14 protein-coding genes are annotated in these 22632 nt (G+C 40.8%); 3 read left to right on the forward strand and 11 right to left on the reverse strand.

The window, feature by feature from the left end; genetic code table 11:
- Position 1 precedes the first annotated feature (1 nt).
- Genes WSC_RS0118410 through WSC_RS24420 form a run of 3 tightly spaced genes read right to left on the reverse strand, consistent with a single transcriptional unit; the run spans position 2 to position 6099 of the window.
- A complete protein-coding gene (locus WSC_RS0118410; RefSeq protein ID WP_016957427.1) occupies positions 2 to 577 on the reverse strand; it encodes a hypothetical protein in 576 nt (191 codons plus the stop codon).
- The gene (locus WSC_RS0118415) at positions 570 to 1178 is read right to left on the reverse strand and encodes a hypothetical protein (RefSeq protein WP_016957428.1); all 609 of its coding nucleotides are present in this window, start codon (positions 1176 to 1178) and stop codon (positions 570 to 572) included. The genes WSC_RS0118410 and WSC_RS0118415 overlap by 8 nt, the downstream gene beginning before the upstream one ends.
- Before the next feature lie 10 nt (positions 1179 to 1188).
- Positions 1189 to 6099, reverse strand: coding sequence for a PKD domain-containing protein (locus WSC_RS24420; RefSeq protein ID WP_157447348.1), 4911 nt, complete (start codon positions 6097 to 6099; stop codon positions 1189 to 1191).
- 434 nt (positions 6100 to 6533) lie between these two features.
- Between WSC_RS24420 and WSC_RS0118425 the strand changes: the two genes are divergently transcribed.
- Both WSC_RS0118425 and WSC_RS0118430 read left to right on the forward strand, forming a co-directional pair.
- Complete coding sequence (locus WSC_RS0118425) at positions 6534 to 10070, forward strand: FG-GAP repeat domain-containing protein (protein WP_016957430.1); 3537 nt, start codon at positions 6534 to 6536, stop codon at positions 10068 to 10070.
- The gene (locus WSC_RS0118430; RefSeq protein WP_016957431.1) at positions 10067 to 12100 is read left to right on the forward strand and encodes a multiheme c-type cytochrome; all 2034 of its coding nucleotides are present in this window, start codon (positions 10067 to 10069) and stop codon (positions 12098 to 12100) included. Before WSC_RS0118425 ends, WSC_RS0118430 begins: the two co-directional genes overlap by 4 nt.
- 113 nt (positions 12101 to 12213) lie before the next feature.
- On the opposite strand, the gene WSC_RS0118435 is transcribed toward WSC_RS0118430, so the two are convergent.
- The gene (locus WSC_RS0118435) at positions 12214 to 14232 is read right to left on the reverse strand and encodes a glycoside hydrolase family 97 protein (RefSeq protein ID WP_016957432.1); all 2019 of its coding nucleotides are present in this window, start codon (positions 14230 to 14232) and stop codon (positions 12214 to 12216) included.
- 168 nt (positions 14233 to 14400) lie between these two features.
- Complete coding sequence (locus tag WSC_RS0118440) at positions 14401 to 15546, reverse strand: MFS transporter (RefSeq protein ID WP_016957433.1); 1146 nt, start codon at positions 15544 to 15546, stop codon at positions 14401 to 14403.
- Positions 15547 to 15691: 145 nt separating this feature from the next.
- Between WSC_RS0118440 and WSC_RS0118445 the strand changes: the two genes are divergently transcribed.
- Positions 15692 to 16453, forward strand: coding sequence for a DeoR/GlpR family DNA-binding transcription regulator (locus WSC_RS0118445; protein ID WP_016957434.1), 762 nt, complete (start codon positions 15692 to 15694; stop codon positions 16451 to 16453).
- Here the strand turns inward: WSC_RS0118445 and WSC_RS0118450 are convergent.
- From WSC_RS0118450 to WSC_RS25605, 6 genes are all read right to left on the reverse strand, one after another.
- Positions 16450 to 18108: an NACHT domain-containing protein gene (locus WSC_RS0118450; protein ID WP_016957435.1), complete on the reverse strand. Its 1659-nt coding sequence runs from the start codon at positions 18106 to 18108 to the stop codon at positions 16450 to 16452. The two genes, WSC_RS0118445 and WSC_RS0118450, sit on opposite strands and share 4 nt — an antisense overlap.
- The gene (locus tag WSC_RS0118455) at positions 18095 to 19255 is read right to left on the reverse strand and encodes an AAA family ATPase (protein ID WP_016957436.1); all 1161 of its coding nucleotides are present in this window, start codon (positions 19253 to 19255) and stop codon (positions 18095 to 18097) included. The genes WSC_RS0118450 and WSC_RS0118455 overlap by 14 nt, the downstream gene beginning before the upstream one ends.
- 105 nt (positions 19256 to 19360) lie before the next feature.
- Positions 19361 to 21292, reverse strand: a complete 1932-nt coding sequence (locus tag WSC_RS0118460; protein WP_016957437.1) for a putative bifunctional diguanylate cyclase/phosphodiesterase — start codon at positions 21290 to 21292, stop codon at positions 19361 to 19363.
- A gap of 3 nt (positions 21293 to 21295) precedes the next feature.
- Positions 21296 to 21514, reverse strand: a complete 219-nt coding sequence (locus WSC_RS0118465; RefSeq protein ID WP_016957438.1) for a YgaP family membrane protein — start codon at positions 21512 to 21514, stop codon at positions 21296 to 21298.
- 158 nt (positions 21515 to 21672) lie between these two features.
- Positions 21673 to 22074: an alpha-glucosidase C-terminal domain-containing protein gene (locus WSC_RS25600; protein WP_026016940.1), complete on the reverse strand. Its 402-nt coding sequence runs from the start codon at positions 22072 to 22074 to the stop codon at positions 21673 to 21675.
- 91 nt (positions 22075 to 22165) lie between these two features.
- The gene (locus WSC_RS25605) at positions 22166 to 22612 is read right to left on the reverse strand and encodes an alpha-amylase family glycosyl hydrolase (RefSeq protein ID WP_026016941.1); all 447 of its coding nucleotides are present in this window, start codon (positions 22610 to 22612) and stop codon (positions 22166 to 22168) included.
- Between the last annotated feature and the right edge of the window lie 20 nt (positions 22613 to 22632).

Consider the following 22632-nt stretch of genomic DNA (forward strand, 5'->3'; position numbering starts at 1 on the left):
ATCAACCTGCCTGTGCCATATGTAGTTTTTCTTTACTCAATCTTTCTTTGAGCTTTTGAAAAAACACTGCATTCATATAAGCTTGGTCAATACGCCAGCGACCATTTTCTAGTTCAAAAGGTAACAAGTGATATTCGCTATCTATTTGCACACCTATCAAGACATACTGACCCATCAAGATAAAATCTTTCAGCTGTGCAACCGACTGTTTGGTAAAAGTGGCGCGCCAAAAATTGTAAACACGGCGGGCTTTTTTCAGCTCAACTTTCGCTTGCCAATCTTGTAAAGTGGCTTGATTCCAACTGGTTAACCACCAATCAAAATTATCTTTACGCAGAGCTGATAAAAATTGCACTAACTGACGATCAGCCCCCTCATTAACATCACGCATTTGTATATCAAACTGAGTTAACACCACATCTTTGTACTGCATACGTTGATATTTGTAGTGTTCAACTAAAGTAAATGTGCGTTCACCTTCATCTTGAAAACGTGTTGCCACAGCGCCGACCAACATAGGCATAATGACTAACAAACAACAAAACAACTTGGCAGACTGCGTAATTAACTTATTCATATACAATCACCTTTCTGTCTTCACCATTTATCCATGGGCTATAACGCAACAAAGGTTCGCGGCGTAAATCTAAACTGACTAACCACTGTTGTTCACGCTGGCTAAAAACCACAGGTAAATCTATCGGCCCGGGTTTGCCATTGGCTCCAGCAACGTTGTAAATAATGATGATGTGCTGGGGTAACACTATTTTTTGTTTAAAGGTGATTTTTCGCCCGACAAACTGTTTTTGCCAAGTATCCAACCAATAACTTTGGTTCAGGCCTTTGCTCGAAAAGTACTCGAGCGCTAAATGTTTAGAATCCATTTCCCAAGTATCTAACCACCATTGATAATCAAGTGATGCAATCGCTGACATGCGCGAAATAAAAGCTTCTTCAGCTGAGGCCATAGACGAGTATTTACGTTGGACTAAACGCACTTTTTCGTAACCTTTTTTGGGCTCATATAACTGATAGTGATAAACCTGTTCAACACTGATCACACCTTCTGTTGCTTCACCCACAGCAAAGGTGGGTGTCGCCCAAAAGTTGTTTTGTGCCACCAGCGAAAAACTAACTAACATCATCCATAAATAGGTTAAACCACAACAAACTTTCACTTCTGCCTCCTTAATCTGGCAATGGAATATCAATAGTGGCAATGCTGCCTGAGTTCACTAACTGAATACTTGTGCTACCGCCAGTTTCAACCCAAGAGCCTTCAGCGACTATAATGGTTGCTTCGGCCGACACACCATTGTGGCCTATGCCACCTGTGACTTTTTCACAGTTAACCCCAGCTTGAATATTGATGCCGGTTTTGAGTTTGCCTTCAATGCGAATAATGTCGCATGGGCGTTTGTCGTTAGGAGGTCCACATTCGGTTGGTGACGAAGCTGGATTTGGCACACTACCAAATGGGCCACCACCTACACCTAAATCACCTTTCACTTCACCGCCCCAACAGTTGTCGCCCTGACATTCACGTTTAGTCCGGCTAATACTAAATTTGCCATCAAAACCCACTTCAAAACGAATGCCGTAGGCAATGCCGATTTCTCGGCCTAACACACTAAAGGTATAGTCACCCGACCAAGGAGGGATAGTCGGTGTCCATGCGTAACTCCAGCGCGGGAATATCACTGTGCCTTCGTCTTTTTCTTCGCGGGTCATAGCGCCATTTTGTTGAGTACAACAGACCTCTTTAATACTGTTGCTTAACGACAGAGCTATTTCTGGGATTTTTCGATCGGCACCTAAAAAGTCGAGCACTTTATTCACATCAGCAATAAAGTTTTTCACGCCATTAAAGGTGATAGAGGTACTACTAATTTCGTTGTCCGGTTTTTTCGTTTCTTTACCGTCTTGGCAAATAATACATTTATCTTCGTCTGGAACGTGGCCATCAGGTTTTGGTTCAGGGCCATCATCACCACATGTGGTACACAAACTTTCATCTGAATTATCCACCACTTGCATTGACGAGCCATTTTCACAAACAAAAGATTTACAGTCGCCAGTTTCATCATCCGGTGGCACATCAGCATCGTCATTGACGTTCGTTAATGTGCCTTCTTGGCATTCTGGTTTTTTACAATCACCTTGTTGATCCATTCCTGCAAGCCTTGGATCACCTTCAGCTGGCACACAGTTACATTCGCCATCACAGTCCTGACAAATTGGACAATTGTGCGCACATGCTTGACCACCAGGTTGTGAACCACAATGCCAACCAGCTTTAATAACACCGACACCTCGGTTCGATACGACAACAGTGCCATCTTCACTGACAGTACCTAAACCAATAGCAACAAACTCTTCGAGATCATGGTCGAACGAATACATTTCCACCTGCGCACCCGCTTCGTGAGCATCCACATTGGGTAAGGTTAATCTTGCAGGTGGATCAAATCTTGTACCTGTAGGTTGTATGGTCACAATAAATTGTGGCTGCATACCATTAGGTGGAGCCATGGGCACAGTACCGGCATTTACCGGTGTGACAGAAACAAAACCTTGGCGACTTCCATCTGGGAAAGTGACTGAATCTTTTTTGATATCCAGTTTAAAACCAGGAAATTCATCTAGGGTTAAGGATACATCTTCAGCACCTGCATACACTGCGTTATCTGTGTTGAGTTTCACCATATAAATGGGCGCTGATAACGGATTAGCCACACCCGCTACTGTCACTAGGTTATAACCCAAAGATGGATATTCCCCTTCCACAGTTGTGGTCGAACCATCAGCGATTAAATGCACTGGGCCAACAGGCGCTTGGGTGATCACAAAACGACCATTTTCATTAGTGACAGCTTCACGTGTACTACCTTCAACCCGTATGGTCACATTGGGTATAGGTGTTTCTTGATTATCTAACACCACACCAGTAATAGTTGTTGCACCGGGATCGGCAGGTACAAATGCGGTCGCACTAAAACCAGCAGTAATAGTTTGACCTTCTGGGGCATCAATTAAGGTGGCGGTTATGCGTTGTGCATCTATACCAGTTAATTGACCTAACTTATACGCAACCGATGCACGACCATCCGAATCTGTCGTGCGTTCAATTGAGGTTTGTTGATTGCTAGAAAATACTCCATCCCCTTTAGTTACCGCAAAACGCACACGCGAATTTGGCACTACATTAGCGCCGGCATCGGTCACCACTACCACCATAGCTTCAGGTAACACATTACCGACAGCACCACGTTGATTATTGCCAGAATTAACACTGAGTTTATTACCAATTTGTCCATTCGCCGAAGCACTAAAAGTTATAATACCTGTGTATCCAACCACAGCGGCAGTCACTTTATGATTGTTAACCCCAGTTCTTGCACCCAGTTTAAAGGTAGTTGAGGCGAAACCATTTTCATCTGTGTCGACCACAACTGCACGACCTTGGTTTTCAGTGCCAATAGCCACTGCACCTGAGCCTTGTGCGACCCTAAATACCACAGAGGCGTCTTGCACTGGATCGTCATTATCATCTAATACTTGTACTACCAGCGGATCATCCAACTGATTGTTGATGACTGCATCTTGACCATCACCACTTTCGAGTAGCACACGTTTGCCGAGTAAAATTTCATAAACAAGATTAATCTCTAGGCTATTGGTATTACCCACCTGATCTGAACCCCGCACTGTGATGGTATTATTCCCTTCTTGCAGAGTTACATTGGTCGCAGAATAACTACGGTTTTGAATATTAGCTTCGACGCCGTTTACCGTTACATTTGCTTGGCTGTCTTCAATGGTGCCGCGCACTATATCGTTAACTAACCCAGTAATAGTAACTGTGCTTGAATACACAGTTTGTTCATCTTGGTGAGAGTCTATGGTTAAGTAAGGTGGTGTTTTATCCAGCGAAACAGAGATAGTATCAGTTTGTATTTGTTGACCATCGACAGCTCTTGCTTCTATGGTGTTTAACCCTTCTTTTAATGCAACTTCACCGCTAAATACACCATTATCATTGGTAATAGTGACACCATTTAAGGTAATAGCTGCACCGGCTGACACACTACCAGTTACGGTAATAGGTGAACTACCAACTGTGATTAACGAATCTGGTGTGAGAATTTCAACTGCGAGTAGATCAATTTCTTCATCATCTGGAATGCCATTGCCGTTATCGTCGTCATCGGCCATCATGCCTAAATCTATACAGGCTTGATCACAATCATCTGGAATACCGTCTTTATCTGTATCAACTAAATCACCAATTGCGATCAGTGGATATCCATCATCGACATCAAGAATTTGGTCGTTATCATCATCTGTATCTGCGTTATTGCCTGTGCCATCCATATCTGTATCGACAGATTCGGTAGCATCTAATGGGAAAGCATCATCTACATCGGCAACTTGGTCGTTATCATCGTCGGTGTCAGCATTGTTACCTGTGCCATCCATATCTGTATCAACAGACTCGGTGGCATCCAGTGGGAAGGCGTCATCTACATCAGCGACTTCATCGTTATCATCGTCTGTATCAGCGTTATTACCTGTACCATCCATGTCGGTATCGACAGATTCGGTCGCATCTAATGGGAAAGCATCATCAATATCTGCAACTTGGTCGTTATCATCGTCGGTGTCGGCATTGTTACCTGTGCCATCCATATCTGTATCGAGCGATTCTGTTGCATCCAATGGGAAAGCATCATCCACATCGGCAACTTCATCATTATCATCGTCTGTGTCGGCATTATTGCCTATGCCATCCATATCTGAATCAATAGATTCAGTTGCATCCAGTGGAAATGCATCGTCAATATCTGCTACTTGGTCGTTATCATCGTCGGTGTCTGCATTGTTGCCTATGCCATCCATATCTGTATCAACAGACTCAGTTGCATCAAGCGGGAATGCATCGTCAATATCTGCAACTTGGTCGTTGTCATCATCAGGGTCGGCATTGTTACCTATGCCATCCATATCTGAATCAATAGATTCAGTCGCATCTAATGGGAAAGCATCGTCAATATCGGCAACTTGGTCGTTGTCATCGTCAGTGTCAGCATTATTACCTATGCCGTCCATATCTGTATCGACAGATTCATTTGGATCAAACGGAAATGCATCAACTACATCTAACACACCATCATTGTCAAAATCTTGGTTTTCGCCACCGACGTTTACTAGATTATCGTCTTCGATAATCAGAGTAATAGTTGCATCCAATAAAGTGGCATCTTGGCTATTCACAAAAGCTTCAAAGTTTTGTTGCGAAACTTCGTCTAACACCAAAGCTAATGTGTCGTTTACACCATCTGGCAAACTATATTCTGCATTATCAACCACTAACTTTATCAGCGCGGAGAATTTGAGCTTATCAACCACATTGACCGCACTGAGAAGAGTATTCAACTCTGCTTCTGTGGTTACCTCTGCACCTTGGTTGGCGCGTTGTAACAAAGCCGCTTCAGCTGTGGTGACATTGGTTATATTGATAGAAAAATTATCTTCAGCCGACAGTATGCCGTCATCACCGGCTTGGCTGCTTAAGGTCGAAAATGCTGGCAACTGGGATACAAACACAACACCGGGATGAGTTGTTGGATCACCTTCAGCAATTAATTTAACTAACTTATTAATATTGCTTTGGTCCACTTCAATTAGCAGCGAATAACTACCATCAACACCAGCTTGCACCTCAAACTCATCAGAGCCAACAATAATTTTCACTAAAGCATTGGCTAACGGCGCATCCGTCACCATACCTGTTAAAGTAAGAGAGCTTGTGATACGACTGACAGTAAAAGAATGACTATCAGTCGCGGTTGCACCATCGTTATCTGTTACCACAACAGACACAGTTACTTGACTGTCGGCCGTGATATCTTGAGTAGTGATCTGCAAACTGCTATTAGTGCTGGTGCCAAGGGTTACACCATCACCACTTTGCAAGGTCCATTGATAACTTTGCACTGAACCGTCAGGATCACTCGCATTTGCTTGCAGAGTTAAATTGTCCCCTTCAGTAACCTGGGTATCACCAGCAATAGTGACAGTCGGCGATTGATTGGGCATTGGGGTTTCTGGATCTTTATCGTTTTTGCTACAGGCGGGTAAAAGCAGAGTGGTTACAAGTAAACACCCTTGAAGCCAGCGCAGATTGTTAGTTCCGAACAACATCATCACGCTCTCCAACAATAGTTGTGGCTGCAAGCAACCTAGTGTTGGAATATGCATAGTCCAGCTGAAATATTATTAATCCGTCAACTTACAGCTTTGCGCCTTCTGTACTAATAAAAATAGGCACTTAGCTGACTTCAAGCTACTACAACAAAATTACACCAGTTTCATCTGAAGAGACACATTCCAGAATGATTAATATTTGACCATGGCATCCATAAGGTATAGTCAAATAACTAAGACATAGCAACTTGCATTTGGATATTTTTTAGACAAGACTTAAAGCAGGAATTTGCCACAGATCTGACAGCCGATAAGGAACTAAAGTCATGGCATTTGTACTGTATAAACAAAGCGTTAAAATAATATCAAGCATATTTTTTATGCTGGCTTTAATTATGCTTGTGCTTATTTTAATTGCGCTGTGGCATGATAATTCGGCAACTTATGTTTACGAAAGTGCCCCGAACCCAAAAACTAATATTGAACTTTCGCCACTCAAGTTTGTTGACGTGAGCTTAACCAGTGGGTTGCAACACAGCCACACCCAGCATACTGGCAAAATTACAGATCTCATTGACTCGCTCGCTGCAGGTGCTTGTGTAGCCGACTTTGATCAAGACAACTGGGTTGATTTACTCTTTATTAGCGGCGCAGGACAAACCCGTTATTATGGCAACAAAGCTTGGTGGCACAAACACAATAGTGTGCAAATTTATCGTAACAACCAAGGATACTTTCATTTACAACAAGGCGCTCTAGCCGCTCATCCTGTCAGCCATGCTTGTGCTGTCGCCGATTTTAACTTGGATGGATTACCAGACATTATCATAGCGACACAAACCCAGGATATTCTTTATCAAAATTTAGGTGATTTTAAATTTGAACAAATAGACTCTTTTTCCCAACTGACTTTACCAGCTTGGACATCACATATTAGTGTCGCTGATATTAACCGTGATGGTTTACCTGATATTCACTTAAGCCATTACCTCAAATACCAAAAAAATCAGAAAAACCTTGAAGAAGCCGCCGGTTTTACCGAACAACACCATAGAGAATTTCAACCACAAGCTTACGATGGTATACACAATCAAGTATTGCTCAACCAAGGGAATTGGCAGTTTAAAGACATCAGTAGTGACCTTGGTTTAACCAAAATCACCGAACGCACTTTGGCGGCCATTTGGTTAGATTTAAATAATGATGACTGGCCTGATTTACTTGAATTTAATAGTGCTGACCAAGCTGTCCGTGGTTTTATTAATCAGCAAATGTCGTTTAAACCTATGGCAACAGACTTTCTGCCAATTATTGCCAACGACAGTCGTTACGCATCTTTTAACAACCAACTCAATGATCCTTTCTCTTTGTTATTTATTAGCCGCAATAGTGGTTTGGCTAATTTAGCGCTGGATATGGCTGTTGCGCCGAACAAACGGCAACAAGCAAGTGACTTAAGTTGGCCATTACAACTCAACCAACATCAATACATTTATCAAACGCGTTGGGGTCATACTTTTGCTGATTTTAACAACGACGGATTCAGCGAATTTATTTTAACCACAGGCAATTTAATGCCTGATCCTTTTAGCCCACAAATGGGGCTTGGCTCTAAAAATCATTGCCTACAATTGACTAATCAACCAGCAAGTGTTCAGCCTGTAGCCTTTCAAACGACAGACTGCTTGCCCGCTAATTTAGACTCTAGCCGCAGTGTCATTCGGCTTGATTTTAACAATGATGGCAAACTGGATATTCTGTTCACCAACAATAATGCTTTCCCACAATTGTTGTTAAATACCAGTGCTGATAAATCAGCACAAAACAACTGGCTCAGCTTAACTATCCCTGACAATGCCAAGATTGAATATATTCAGCTTGAAGATAAAAAAATAGCCAACAGCCAAATCAATCGCCAGGCTTTATTTGGTCAGCACGATGCTAGATTACATTTTGGTTTAGCAGATAAACAATCGGTTAAAGTAACGATAAAAAGTGCAGCAAAAACTTACGAGCACACCCTAGCTGCAAATCATTTTTATCAATGGCAACATAATCAATGGCAGCCTGTCGCCAACAAGCCAGAAACCACTGCAGAACAACCAGCGGCATTAGCCGAGTTCACCCAAGATTTAGAGTTAGATTTAACCGATTATTTGCGCCGTAACCAACAGCAAACTTTGCATTACGCTGTGGTGGAAAAACTTAAACAGGCAAGTAGCAATGCCAATCAGCAAGAACTCGCCGCATTAATTGCCAGTAAACCACAGCTTAATTGGTTAGCACTTTATTTATATTGGTTAGAAACAGCGGATGGAGAATTACAACAAGCAGCCGCCAGTGCCCTTACCCAGCTAGAAGCAGAACAAAGCACCCGCTATTTATTAAGCCTATTGGATACTCAAGACACCCACACATTTTGTGCAACCGCCAATATATTCGCCTTTTGGTTTAGCCAAGAAGAAGCTGTAGTACGTAGCAAGAACAAAGCTTTGCCGTATTTGTTTAAACGTATTCAAGCCAACAATTCAGCAGAAGTTAATTGCGCTACAAGCGCTTTAGCCGAAGCAGAGCACCACAATTCAAGTAGTGTGATTATAGAAGCTTTTGCCCAAGCGCCGGTATCGAGTCGCGCCACTTTGCTCAATGCACTTGGCAAAATAAGACAAACTGAAGCGCGGCCGCTGCTGTTACAAAGGTTAGCGAACAGCGACAATTATCAAGAAATTCAACAAGCGTTAATTGCGTTAACCCGCTTAAATACTGAGCTTGATATACATATAACTGAGTTAGCCAACAATAAGAATATCCATGTATTTTTGGCTCTAGCTTTAATGTTACAGGCAGAAGATGCGATTGTGCTAGCACAACAACAAGTGCAACACTGGTTAACTCAGTTTAAGCTTAATTATGCGGATATGCAGAGCAGCAAGCAACAAGCCTTGTATTTAACCGCCGCACAGCAACATGCGTTACCTTTGCCCGATTTTGACTTATTTAAACAAACAAGCATAAAGCCAGATGTACGCAATGCAGCCTTAGCTTTATTGATTCATAAACCACAAATCATAAACTCAACAGACAAAAAATATTGGTTGGGCCAACTACTAGCTTTGCAGTTAAATCAGCAAGAATTACATTTACTTGGTAACAATTGGTTAGAAGATATTATCCAGCTGGATATCAAACAACTGAATGCAGCACAAACCAATAACCTAGTTGCATTATTTAGCAAGCTGACGAAAAAACAGCAACAAACGCTCGTACAAATATACCAACAACTCGGTTGGCAAAGTGGCCTAAGTAAAATGCAACAACAAGCGCTGTTGCAAAGCTGCTTTAACCATGCTCAAAGCATAGATAATTTGCACATCTCCAGCTTAGGTAGCGACTTTGTTTTATGCAATATGCTCGCACAAAGTAAACTGCATCCAAGTAATAACAAAAGCGCAAACGATTTAGTTAGTCAGCTCCATAATTGGCTCGCCAGCGTCGATACGCCTGCTCACTTTCAATTATTAAGCTTGTTAGATTTGCCGATACAAAGCCGTAAAACCTTAGCTTTCCAGCGTTTATCCGCGGCTGTTATCACAGCGCCGAACTTAGCTACGCCAATAAAACAGACTTGGGCGCTACACCAATATAAACAAGATAAATTCAGCGCCAATTGGTTATTACAGCAAATCAATGCTGGCAACAATACAGTGTTGTCTAGTGTAATTCGCGCTGGTGATTACCCTTGGCTCGCAGCAGCACAAGACATCAATAAAATCATGCAAAACCAGTCATTTGCTACGCATGTGCGCGAAAAACTAAAAAGCTACTGGTTACAGGAAAATAGCTTACAGGAGAAAGTGCAATGACTAAATCTGCCCATGTAGAATCACACGCTTTTGCTTGGTTGGTCGTATTGTTTTTTGCACTGGCTGTCAGTGGTTTTGTTAGTTATTTTTTACCGCACCATGTATTTAATCAAATTAACAGCCTGCTACATTTAGTGTTTGGTAGTTTATGGGCACTGCTTATAGTGCCTTATAGTTTTGTCCATTTTAAACGCATACTTGGTGTACGTCGGTCAATGGTGTTTGTTAGTGGTTTATTAACACTGGCGGTAATGTTAACCGTAGTTTTTACCGGTATGGAGCTAGTCTACCAAGGCCAGCGCGAAGACAATAGCAGCACCTATCAATGGCACTTTTTCAGCGCTATTAGCATAGTTTTGTTTTTAGTTATTCATATACTGCTACATTTTGTCACCCATAGAAGCCAAGCCAATAAACGTTTTCAAACCAGTTATTATATTCCAAGCGTGTTTGCCAGCGTTGCACTTTCGTCTATTATTGCTGGCAGTTTATTGTGGTGGACTGACAAAACGACCGAACAGCCCTACTCAACTGCAGCTATAGTCGAAAACTATCAATACAATTATGGTCCACATCCGTTTCGCCCTAGCCAAACAGACACAACTAACAATATTTTTATTGATGAAAAGGCCTTAGCGACCACAGATAAATGCGCCAGTTGCCACATGGATATTGCAAAACAATGGTATCGCTCGGCACATCGACAAGCTGCATCAGACAAAACTTATGTAACTAACGTGACGCTACTCGCAACCAAAAAAGGTATTGAAGCAACACGTTATTGTGAAGGTTGCCATGCACCATTAGCTTTATTAACCGGCCAGTTATCTGAAGGTGGTGAACATGCGGGTATAGTTGGTAGCCTAGCCAATGTAGAAGGAGTCAACTGTCAATCGTGCCACGGCATTAGTAAATTGGTCCACAATAAAGGTGTGGCGAGTTACCATTTTGACATCAACCAGCCGTATATTTTTGAAACAGCGCAGCAGCCTATGTTGCAACAACTCAACCGTTTGGCGATGCGCTTTAATCCAGCACAACATAAACAAGATATGGCACCCGCTTTACTTGGCACGGCAGAATATTGTTCTGCTTGCCATAGTCAGTTTATTGATAAAGATCTCAACGGTTGGGGTTGGATCAAAATGCAAGATGAATACACAGCTTGGTTAGACAGCCCCTACTCAGGCAACAACGATCCTAAATTTAGCCATGCGCAGCAACAGCGCTGCCAAGATTGCCATATGCCTTTGGTTAAAAGTGACGATCCGTCCGCGTCGAAAGATGGTTATGTGCGCAGCCATGAATTTTTTGCGGCCAATAGTATGTTAACTACACTAAGCAAAGACTACCAAGGGCAACAAGCTATCGCACAATTTATGCAATCAAACAAAGTGCGCATCAGCATTGAGCCGCCGCATAGAAAAGACGCAACCATAAATAAAATGCCGGTAAACCCCAATTTACGCCATGCGGCAGTGCAGCCTTATTATTTTTATAAAGGTGAAAGCGCCAGTATTAAAGTAATAGTCGCCAACACAGGTGTTGGGCATAACTTTCCCGGTGGCACAATAGATATCAACCAAGCTTGGGTGGCAGTGCAAGTTGTTGATGCCGAAGGCCATGCAATTTTTAACAGTGGTGATGTCGACGAAGCTGGATATCTTGAACAAACTGCCTACCAATACCGTTCGTTACCTACAGATAGACAAGGACAAATTGTTTGGAAACACGACTTATTTAATATGGTTGGAAAAGCATCGGTTAACGTAATCCGAGCCGGCGAATCAGATGTAATTGATTACCAATTTAAAATTCCGTATTGGGCAAAAAGCCCTATCTCTATCAGCACCCAAATTAACTACCGTAAACTCAATACCCGTTATGCTAAATGGGCGATGAAAGAGCTGTATCAGCCATTGCCGATTATTGAGTTATCGCGTGCACATTTAGCTGTCCCGCTGCGCGATAAACTCGAGACCATAGATAATTTGACTAAACTAGCAGAAAGCACAACAGCCAGAAGATAAAAAGCCCTTGCTCAGTAGAGCAAAGGCTTTTGCACACAACAAAATGTGGGGATACCACAAGCAATAAATTAATCCCTTGCAGGTAACATTTGGGTTACACAATACAAATTATTTTATTTAACTTTTTGCAAAATAATCGCCGCACCACCACCTTCAGCTAAATTAATACTGAGTTTGTCTTGTTGTGCCAATTGCTGCAGTTCAATCACATAAGCTTCTGGGTTATTTTGATAATGCGCATCTGCTGCATCTTTAAATATTTGCGCTTGATAAGCCGCTCCAGCTTCTAAGAAATCAAGATTAACCTGGGCTAAGCGGCTTTGTGAATTGGTTGCTAAACCTATATACCAAGTATCATCCGCTTGACGTGCAACATAGATATACTCACCTACTTCACCCGCGAGAATTTTACTGTCGTCAAAATCAACATCTAGTTTACGAATAAACTCAAATGCTGGGTGCCCTTGGTAATTTTCCATTACATCGGCTGCCATTTGAATTGGGCTATATAACACCAGCATATTGGCTAACTGACGTGCCAGAGTAGTATGTACTCGGTAATCTGCTTTTTGTGGATTGCCCCACCAGTCGTAACGTTTGCCTGCAAAGTTACTGTAGTCGATATCAAACACACCCGGCGTATAATCCATAGAGCCAGCCAATAAACGAGTAAAAGGCAAAGTCATAGTATAGTCAGGCGAGTTGCCTGCACTCCACGCATTCCATTCGCCTCCTCGCGCACCTTCACGCGTCATCATATTTGGATAGGTGCGACGAATACCTGTGTCTTTCACCGGCTCATGCACATTTAACATAATTTTGTATTTGGCCGCTAATTCAACAATTTTACGATAGTGATTAACCGCAAATTGGCCATGATGATTTTCGCCGTTGGCAAAACCTTGTTCCGCGACATAACCGGTTTTAACCACGTTAATACCCAGCTCGCTGTAAATAGAAAATATTTCATCCACATGCGATTCGTATGCTTCAATATTGCCGCCAGTTTCATTGTGGCCAACAATAACGACACCTTTACTTTTGGCATGATTCGCTACTTGTGCTAAATCGAAATCGTCCGTAGGCACAACATAAGCTTCGCGTGTGCCCCATTGTTCCCAACCTTTATTCCAACCTTCAAACAATACAGCTTCAATATTGTTTTCTGCGGCAAAGTCTATATAAGCCATAGCTCTTTCAGTGGTGGCACCGTGGCGCGGCCCTTCTTTCCATGTGTGTATGCCTAAGTGAATTTCCCACCAAATGCCCATAAACTTCATTGGTTTAATCCAACTCGTATCAGCTAATTTATTGGGTTCGTTTAAGTTAATAATTAAATCAGATTCAACTAATTTAGCCGCACTATCAGCAACTTGAATGGTGCGCCACGGCGTTTGAAATGGTACGTGAGCTTTAACTTTAGTGCCATCTGCCCACGGAGCTAATTCAGCTTCTAGTGTTGTATCATTGGTGCGCACTAACGACATACTTGCATAGTCGGTTAAAGCAGCTTCATGAATACTGACATGCAAACCTGCTTGGCCACGCATAGTCAGTGGTGTTTGCACATGTTTTATTTTAGCTAATTCACTGGTTTGATACGGTTTTTCGTAACTATTGTAGTCAGCTTCTATCCACCAAGTTTGCATGTTTTGTGCGAGATTAAACTGGGTTTTTTCGTCGGTAATAACAAACTTCGACATAGCTGGCTGTTGCGGGAATTCATATCTAAAACCTAAACCATCATCAAATACACGAAAACGTAAATTCAGTTTACGTTGACTGTTTTTATCTTTAAGAGAAACAAACAACTCGTTATAAATTTCACTTATATTTTTACGCTCACCCCATACGGCTTGCCAACTAGATTGGTGTGAACGAACTTGACTATCTAATACTTCAAACTCGGTAAATTTAGCTTGTTGAGCGAATTCGAAACCAAGTTGAGAAGACTTAACAACAGTATTTTTTCCACGGTTAACTTGGTAAGTTAAACCACCGTTTTCAGCTAAAGTTAATTGCACCGACAGTTGTTTATCTGGGGAACTCACAGTTAGGTTTTTATCGACTTTACTGCAGCCAGTTAAGTTTAAAGCCAATAAACTGCTGAACATAATTAATATAAATCGCATACTCTTCCTCAATAAAAAGTGATTTGCTCCCATTAAAAACCACTAAGGGTTACAAAAGGGTTAACCTAATCACTTTTGTTTGCATAAACCTGAATTATTTCCTTGCACGATAGAGGTGAAATTTCAACCGTTTAAACACTCTAGAATTTTGCAGGTTACAAAAAGGTATCAATTTGTTTTTATTTTGTAGCTCAATAGCGTGGCAAGTAAAATAAGTACAACAACAAAAAATAGCGCAGTTGGCAAACCAAATGCTTGCGCGCCAAAACCTACAAGTGCCGGGCCTGCTAATACACCCACATACCCAAGGGTGGACACAGCAGTAACCGCCACAGACTCTGGCATAACCTGTTGTTTGCCTGTCGCCGAAAACATAATAGGCACCACATTTGAGCAGCCCAAACCTATACAGGTGTAACCCACTAAGGCCACCAGCCAGTGCTCAATCGACAAACTTAAAATAAAACCAAACATGGCAAGCAATGCACCGCCCACCACCATAAAGCGCGCACCAAACAACACTACCGCCTTGTCACCTAATAAACGGCCAAACGTCATAGCAACGGAAAAACATGCAACGGCCAACCCAGCTGATGCAGTAGATACATCACGGTATTCGGTTAAAAATATGCCGCTCCAATCTAATACTGTGCCTTCTGCCAAGAAAAAGACAAAACAGACAATACCAATAAAAAATACAGTGCCTCGTGGCAAGGCAAACATTTGTGATTGTTCGCCAGCTTTATCCGAGCGTAAACCCGATTCGGTTGTCAGCAACAACAATAAAACGAATACAGTCGCAACAATACATGCAGCTAACGTGGGCACATTCATTGACATTAATAGGGTTAACGTGAGTGCACCAAACATGCCACCTAAACTATAAAATCCATGAAAACCTGACATCAAAGGTTGCTCAGCATCTTTTTCAACTGCCACCGCTTGTATGTTCATTGCGCAGTCGGTAATACCTATGCTCATACCAAAAAAGATCAGCGTTAGCGTGAGCAGCGGCAGTGTATCGGCAACAATCAACACTGGGTATAACAAAGCAAAAGCTGACACTGCGGCTAACAAGACCGCTTTGCAGCCATATTTGTTGGTGAAATAACCAGCGATTGGCATACCAACCAAAGCGCCCCCACCTAAACACAACAGCATTAAACCCATAACAGCATCATTAATACCGACTTGCGCTTTAATAAAAGGGATAATGGCTGCCCAAGCCGCGGTAATAAAACCGGCACTAAAAAAAGTCGCTTTGGTCGCGATACGATCAAATTGAGGATTTGACCGAGCAAGTACTGAAAACATCTATATTCCTATGTAACCGAAACTGATCACTATCATACAGATCAATCAAACAAAGTGAACACAAATAAACAAATAAAAGTTTACTTGTGTTCATTTAAACTTGTTTAAGGTAAGATCAAACAAAGGCTAAACACAGAGCAACAAAATGGATAAGTACTCACCCGAAGAAAGGCACCAATTAATCATTCAACTTTTGCAGTCAAACAACAAAGTAATGGCTGTAGAGTTAGCGCAGCAGTTGGCCACAACTGAAGCAACCATTCGGCGTGATCTGCGTTATTTGGCCGAAGAAGGTTATTGCAAACGCATTCATGGTGGCGCTATGTCGTTCGCCCCACCTTCGGGGACACAAGAAGAACGCCTTGCAAGTAATAGCGCGGAAAAACAGCAGCTCGCCATTGCCGCATTAAAACTCATAAAACACAGCCAACTGATATTTTTAGATGCCAGCAGCACACATATTCTGCTAGCAAGCGTACTGCCCGACAATTTAGATTTAACCGTGGTCACCAATAGCCCAGCGATTGCCGGTAGATTATTAGAAAGAAAAACCATCAAAACCATAATGATAGGTGGCGAGTTAGATTATAAGGTAGGTGGCGCAATTGATATTACCGCAGCCAATGCTTTAGCTAAATTCCGCTTTGATATTTGTTTTTTAGGCGTGTGTGCTTGGTCGTCTGAAATTGGTTTTAGCGCAATAAACTATCAAGACAGTAACTTTAAACAAAAAGTCGCCGCCCAATCTAGCTCAGTGGCTGTGTTATGTACCGACAATAAAGTAGAAGTTTTATCTGCCTATCCATTTTTGCCATCACAAGATGTCGACTACCTAGTGTGCAATAAAACGGCCACCGCCCTGACCACTCATTTACAGAATTACGATTGCCAGATTATAGATTGTTAGCTGAGACTATATTTAACTTTATACTCTTCAATCGTTTGTAAAACTTCGTTGACGCTTTCTTCAAGCTCAGATCCCATCTTAGTAATTTCATGTGGGAACTCATCTTGCTTCAGCGTCATTAGCGCATACCAAATAGGTTTGTATTTATCTTTTAAATTATGTTCAGACATTTCCATTAGTTCTTTGGCTTTGTAGAGCTGACGCATTGCAATGAGTAGGCAAAGATAATAGCTAATATCAAAACTAACAGGAGAAGTAGCTCCAACTGTTTCTTGCAGCCACAAAACGAATAGCTCACAACTCTCACCAATTTTTTCTTGCTTAAGTGCAATGAATGCTTGGTCTAATTTGACATTGCAACCTTGCTTATTGAACTTGTCTGCTGCGGCAAAATTAACGCCAATCGCATATTGGTTAGCCTGCTCTTGAACTTCATTCATACCAGATAGAACACCTGAATCTTCAAGTGAATCAAAACTAAGCCAAGAGGTTAAAAAATTGACTAACCATTCAACTTTCTGTCGGTCTTTTTTACGGCCAAATCGCATTAAGTACCAAATATTAAAAAAGCGTTCTTCAATTTTATAAATTTTATTTTTGCCAATAGAAACCGACTCAACCAAACCGTATTTCGTTTCTAGTTGTTTAAGCTGCGCCGATACCACTTTGCTCTCTAAACGCGTTTTTTTCGCTATGTCTTTGGTGGCTATGCCATCCCAATTCATGGCGATTGTATGGGTTATATCCTGCAGAGTATCAGGCAGATCGTCCATACGGTGTTTATAAAGAGGTGTTACATCATCCAATATTTTCAATAAGTCACTAAATGCATCACCACCATCATCAACAAAAATATCAAACAGCATTACCATAGTGCGTAGCACACCACCAGTTAATCTACGTAATGTTTCAATACGCTCCGGGTTATTTTTGATAATTTGCGCAATTTTTTGTTGCTGTTGTTCATTGCCTAAACAAGCTAGAAAATCAAAACACTCTTGTTTGGTTAAACCAACAAGTTTGACTAATTTGAAAAATTCATAGAAGGGTTTGCCATAATCAAACTGTTGCTCAAGCATTTTTGTTGAGCCGCCGACAATTTTAAACGTGGCTGACGACAATAAAATTTCACGTAAACGGCGTTGCTCTTTTTCTTTTAACTTGCCGAGTAATTCATCAATATTATCTATCAACAACAATATTTTTTTGCCTTGCTGATTTATCGCGTTTTCTAAGTAAGTAAAACTTTTATCTTCATAATCAGCATCATCAAACAGCTTTTCCATATCATCCAAAATATGCGGAAATTCGTTTGGATATAAGCATTGTAAATAGTCGGCTATTTCTTCCCATAAACGGCTGAGTGAACGAATTTGATATTGTTCTTCGGTAAATTTTACCGGTAATAAAAACTTCGAAATCTCAGCGTCTGCTTGCACCGATAGTTGTATTTTACGCAACATGGTGGTTTTACCCTGCCCACGTTGACCGATAATGATAAAATGCTGGCTCGGCACGCTGAAATCAGTTTGCTGAATGTCTTCAAATATTTCATCAAAGTCATGATTACGTACAACAAATTTCGCTAAAAACTCTTGTTCGTCGATTTGGTCAGGGCTGTATTTAAATCTGGAATAGTTATTAGTTAGCGACATTTTTATTCCACCACATTCTTAAAATTGGAGAGTTAAATTTATAAATTTTGCTGTCGTCGTTGTTATTAATATACCCGTCATACACGAGCGACTGGATGTTCTCGCGCGCGTTGTTTTCATCTAACTTATGTTTGCTCGCCATGTTGTTAATATCGAGTGAATTGATAAAAGTGTCATTAGAAATTTTGTTCAGCACTTCTTTCGCAAACAGGTATTCGTCTTTCTCTAAGCCAGTTTTGAGTTTACTTTGCCAACTTTCAAAATGATTGCGGTTATCTAACGCATTGTTGATTGCTTGGTCGACAACGGAATTGTCTAAATTAGGCGCTCTGCGGTAGAGCTTTTTAATTTCTTGTACAATGAGTTGAATATAAAAAGGTATTAACCAGTCTATTTGATCTAACAAATAATTGGTAACTTCTGCAGTACTGGTGATACTTAAATTAGCAAACAAGCTTTCAACAAATTGCTGTGCTTCGGCTCGAATAAGCGGAGAAACTTTTATACTGTTAAGATCGTTAATATGTTTGCTCGCACCAATTTTGGCAACCACACTTTCTAAACCAATTGACCCTGCATAAACAAAAGTCACTTTTTGTGAAAACTCAGTATCTTGCCTTAATTCTCTATGTGCTTTTAACAGCGATAACGCATTTTGTACGTCTTGATATTGAATGATGTTTTCAATGGTTTGAGCAAATTCATCTATCATAATGATCAGTTTTTTGTCCTGCTCTAAATCTTTGATAAGGCGTTTAAACGCGACTTTATAATCAAGTACGTCGCCATCGCCAAACTCAACACCTTCGATAGATATAGAGGTAATTTTTATCCCTTTTAGCCAATCTGCGAATAACTGAGCTTTGTTTTTCAAAGAACTGGTAAATTTTTCTTCGGTTAAAGCGTTAAATATCTTTTTCCAAAATTCTGCTTGGCTATCGGCAGATTCTGTATCTATATAGATGGGAATGTAATTATCTTGGGGTTCATCTAAAATTTTATGCATTAAAGATGTTTTACCAACTCGTCTCGGCGCGCATAGAAGCAGATGACTACCACTGTTAATAGCATCCCACATGTCTTCTAGTTCAAATTTTCGCTGCCAAAAATCCGCTTTGCGAACGACCTGACCAACTACATTTTTCATAACGCACCTAATTTGACAAATTATATTTTGTTAAACTAGTTGACAAATTATTTTTTGTCAACAAATCTGACAAATTATTTTTTGTCAAAAAGATGCCTTACCAATTTAACTCTTAACTAATTTGCTAATCTGCTCTGCAGGCATTGGCTTGCCATAATAAAAACCTTGAACAAGTACGCAGCCCATGTCTGCAAGTTTGTTGGCTTGCTCAATGGTTTCTATGCCTTCGGCGACGACTTCTTTATTTAAATCATGGCATAAACCAATTAAGCCACGGAGCATTTTTTCATCTTCGGGTTTACTGCAGATATCACGAATAAATGAGCGATCAATTTTAATATAATCAGCATCAATTTTTTGTAGGTAAGCTAACGAGCTCATACCTGTGCCAAAATCATCAATTGATAAGCGCACACCTATAGCTCGCAACTGTTTAAAAACACGCATAGTGGTTGACAAGTTAACCATAGTCGCACTTTCTGTTAGCTCTATCTCCAACAAGTTTGCGGGTAATTTATAAAGGGTTAGTTGCTCGGTAATAAAACTGACAAGTTCATTATCTAACAAATTATACGGTGACAAATTAACCGCTATACAAATGGCCATATCTTGCTCAAGCCAAATACTAGCCTGTTTAATTGCACTGGCTAACGCAAAGCGAGAAAAAGTATGGATCATGTCACTTTGTTCAATGAGCTCAATAAAATAAAACGGCGACAACAAACCGTCTTGTGGATGTTGCCAGCGAGCGAGGGCCTCCACACCTACAGTTATCCCATCAGGAATAGTCACTTTAGGTTGGTAATAAAGTATGAACTCTTTGTTGTCGAGTGCATGTTTGAGTTGGCTACTGTATTTAACCTTACGTGAATCGTCTAAATCAGCATCTTGCTGATAAAATTGAATGGTCAATCGCAGTTTGTCGGCTTGTTTTCTGGCAAAATCCGCTTTTTTCAGTAGGTCAGTCGTATTGTTGGCATCATTTGGATAATGAGCAGCACCTATTGTTGAGTGCAGTTCGAACGTTTGATTATCAATATCAATTTCAAGGCCAAATTTAAGAGACAATTGTTGCACAAACACTTGGGTATTTTGCCTGCTCTTGTGCGGTAACCAAACGACAAAACTGTGGTCAGAATATCGGCCATACACTTCACTACCATCAAGCAGTTCTCCCAACCTAGCGGATAAAGCCGTTAAAATTTTATCACCTTTATCATGCCCAAAATGATCACTAATTTCTTTTAATTGATTAAGTTCAATGATCACCAAATAACCTGCTATTTGATTGTTGTTCGACTCCTGTTCGGTTAAATGTTGTAACTTAGCCATAAAAGCATGTTTGTTGAGCATATGGGTTATTTGATCGTATCTTGCTAGATAGATAAGTTTTTCATTTTTGTCGGTGATACTTTGGCTTAAAGTAGTTGCAATGGTGATCGCAAACCAAACCAACAGCCAAAACACAATAAACGCGGCAATGCTTAATCTGCGCTGAATGTATGTGGTGGCCTCCTGCAAGGCGATAGCCGGGTGTATGTATAAAACTGATGGAAATTGCTCTGTTTGGCCTGTGTATACAAAATAACTTGTGTCATCTTGTGTAAAAAATACAGGGCTATCTTCACTTATCGACGGAACAATTAATCCAGTAAATACCTCATCAATGTTTTCAGTCAAACTCTGTTTATCTGCCAATATAAGTCTAATGGTTCGCTGCTGGCCTTCGAAGATAACTAAACGAGGTGTCAGTTTACTCCCACTGGCATAATGTTGCTGCAGCCAATTTTTCGCCTCTTCAACTGACTTGCCTGAGCTTAGCAGCTGATCAATTTGTTCTCGTATTATGCAATCAAATCGTTCAGCTTCTCGCTGCTCTGATGCATAAGCAATATCATAGGAGATATAAAAAGATACATACGAAAATATTGCGAGTACACACACACCTATGCCCAAACTGACACTTATCAATACAGCTCTTAATTTGCGGCTAGACTCAACAAAATCAGCATGGAGGAATTTCGACGTTATCGGCATGCCTTACTCTTTTTTTGTCGATATACCTGCAATTTTGTAGACAACGCAAAATCCAGATGCAAACGACAACAAGTTAAGTGCAGCAAAAATAATCAATAACACTTGTAGTAAGGTGTCGCCGATAAAATCGCTGTAAACCAAGGTTAAGAATAAAATTGCAACGCCAATTACGCCGCGCATAATACGGTCGAAAGACGACAAATTCTGATCAAATAACTTCATAGCTAACCTACTGTGTGGCTTAATCAGGTTAAGTTTAGTCGATTATTTGTTTATCGCTTTTTTCAATTCTATTTTTTGTCAGAAATTATCCTGATGGGGAATAAAAACCGAGTATCACACCTGATACTCGGTTTAATTATAAATCCAAATTTAATGTATTAAATTTTAGCAACAAACACTCGATACGACCATGGTGCTAGCGTTAACTCAGTTTCACTAGATAAGCTCGCTTGGGTTTGAGTGAAATACTCAACATAGTTGCCGTGATACAAACTTTCGGAAAATCTAACCTTTTGTGGCTCAGCAGAAAAGTTAAATACAGCAAAGAGTTTTTGTTGCTGATTCTGCCGCACAAAACTCAATACCTGATTTGCTTGGTTATTGGGTACATGCTGCATAGGTGCACCCCATTTACCATTCCACAATACAGAGTTTTGTTTTTTCAGCGCGAAGACTTGCTGGTATAAATCGCCAATTGGGTGTGGTTGCCATTTAATTGGATCGCGCTCAAAAAATTCTAGGCGCTTGGCATTTCCTGCTTCTTGGCCGTTGTAAATCATTGGCAGTCCTTCGCCAACAACAGACAATACAATTGAAGCAGGTAAAGCATCGGCAAATGCTTCAAACTGAGTGGCTTCCCAGGCATTTACATCATGGTTGCTTATTAGCCACCCAGTCTAAAATCACATACATACCGAGTTGATGCGCTTTATCAACAAAAGCTTTGAGATCTTGTTCTGTACCAAATTCTGGATTAACCGCAAAGTAGTCTTTAATTGAATATGGGCTACCTAACGAGCCTTTGCGATTTACTTCACCAATTGGATGAATTGGCATTAACCAAAGGATATCCACACCTAATTTTTGCAAACGCTCTAATTGTGCTGTGGCGGCGGTAAAAGTACCTTCTGGGGTAAATTGACGGGTGTTAATTTGATAGATAACTGCATCTTTTAACCATGTTGGATGGTTAACTTTTACATAATCACTGACTTGATGTTTGTTGAATTGTGCTTGAGTTGATGTTTGTGATGTAAGACCACAGGCTGTGACTAGGGTAATAAACATCAGCACAAGTATTTGCCTTAATTTATTCATATTCATATCCTCTTTTTATT

The organism is Catenovulum agarivorans YM01 (genome assembly GCF_000281085.1).
In the GTDB taxonomy this organism is placed as follows: domain Bacteria; phylum Pseudomonadota; class Gammaproteobacteria; order Enterobacterales; family Alteromonadaceae; genus Catenovulum; species Catenovulum agarivorans.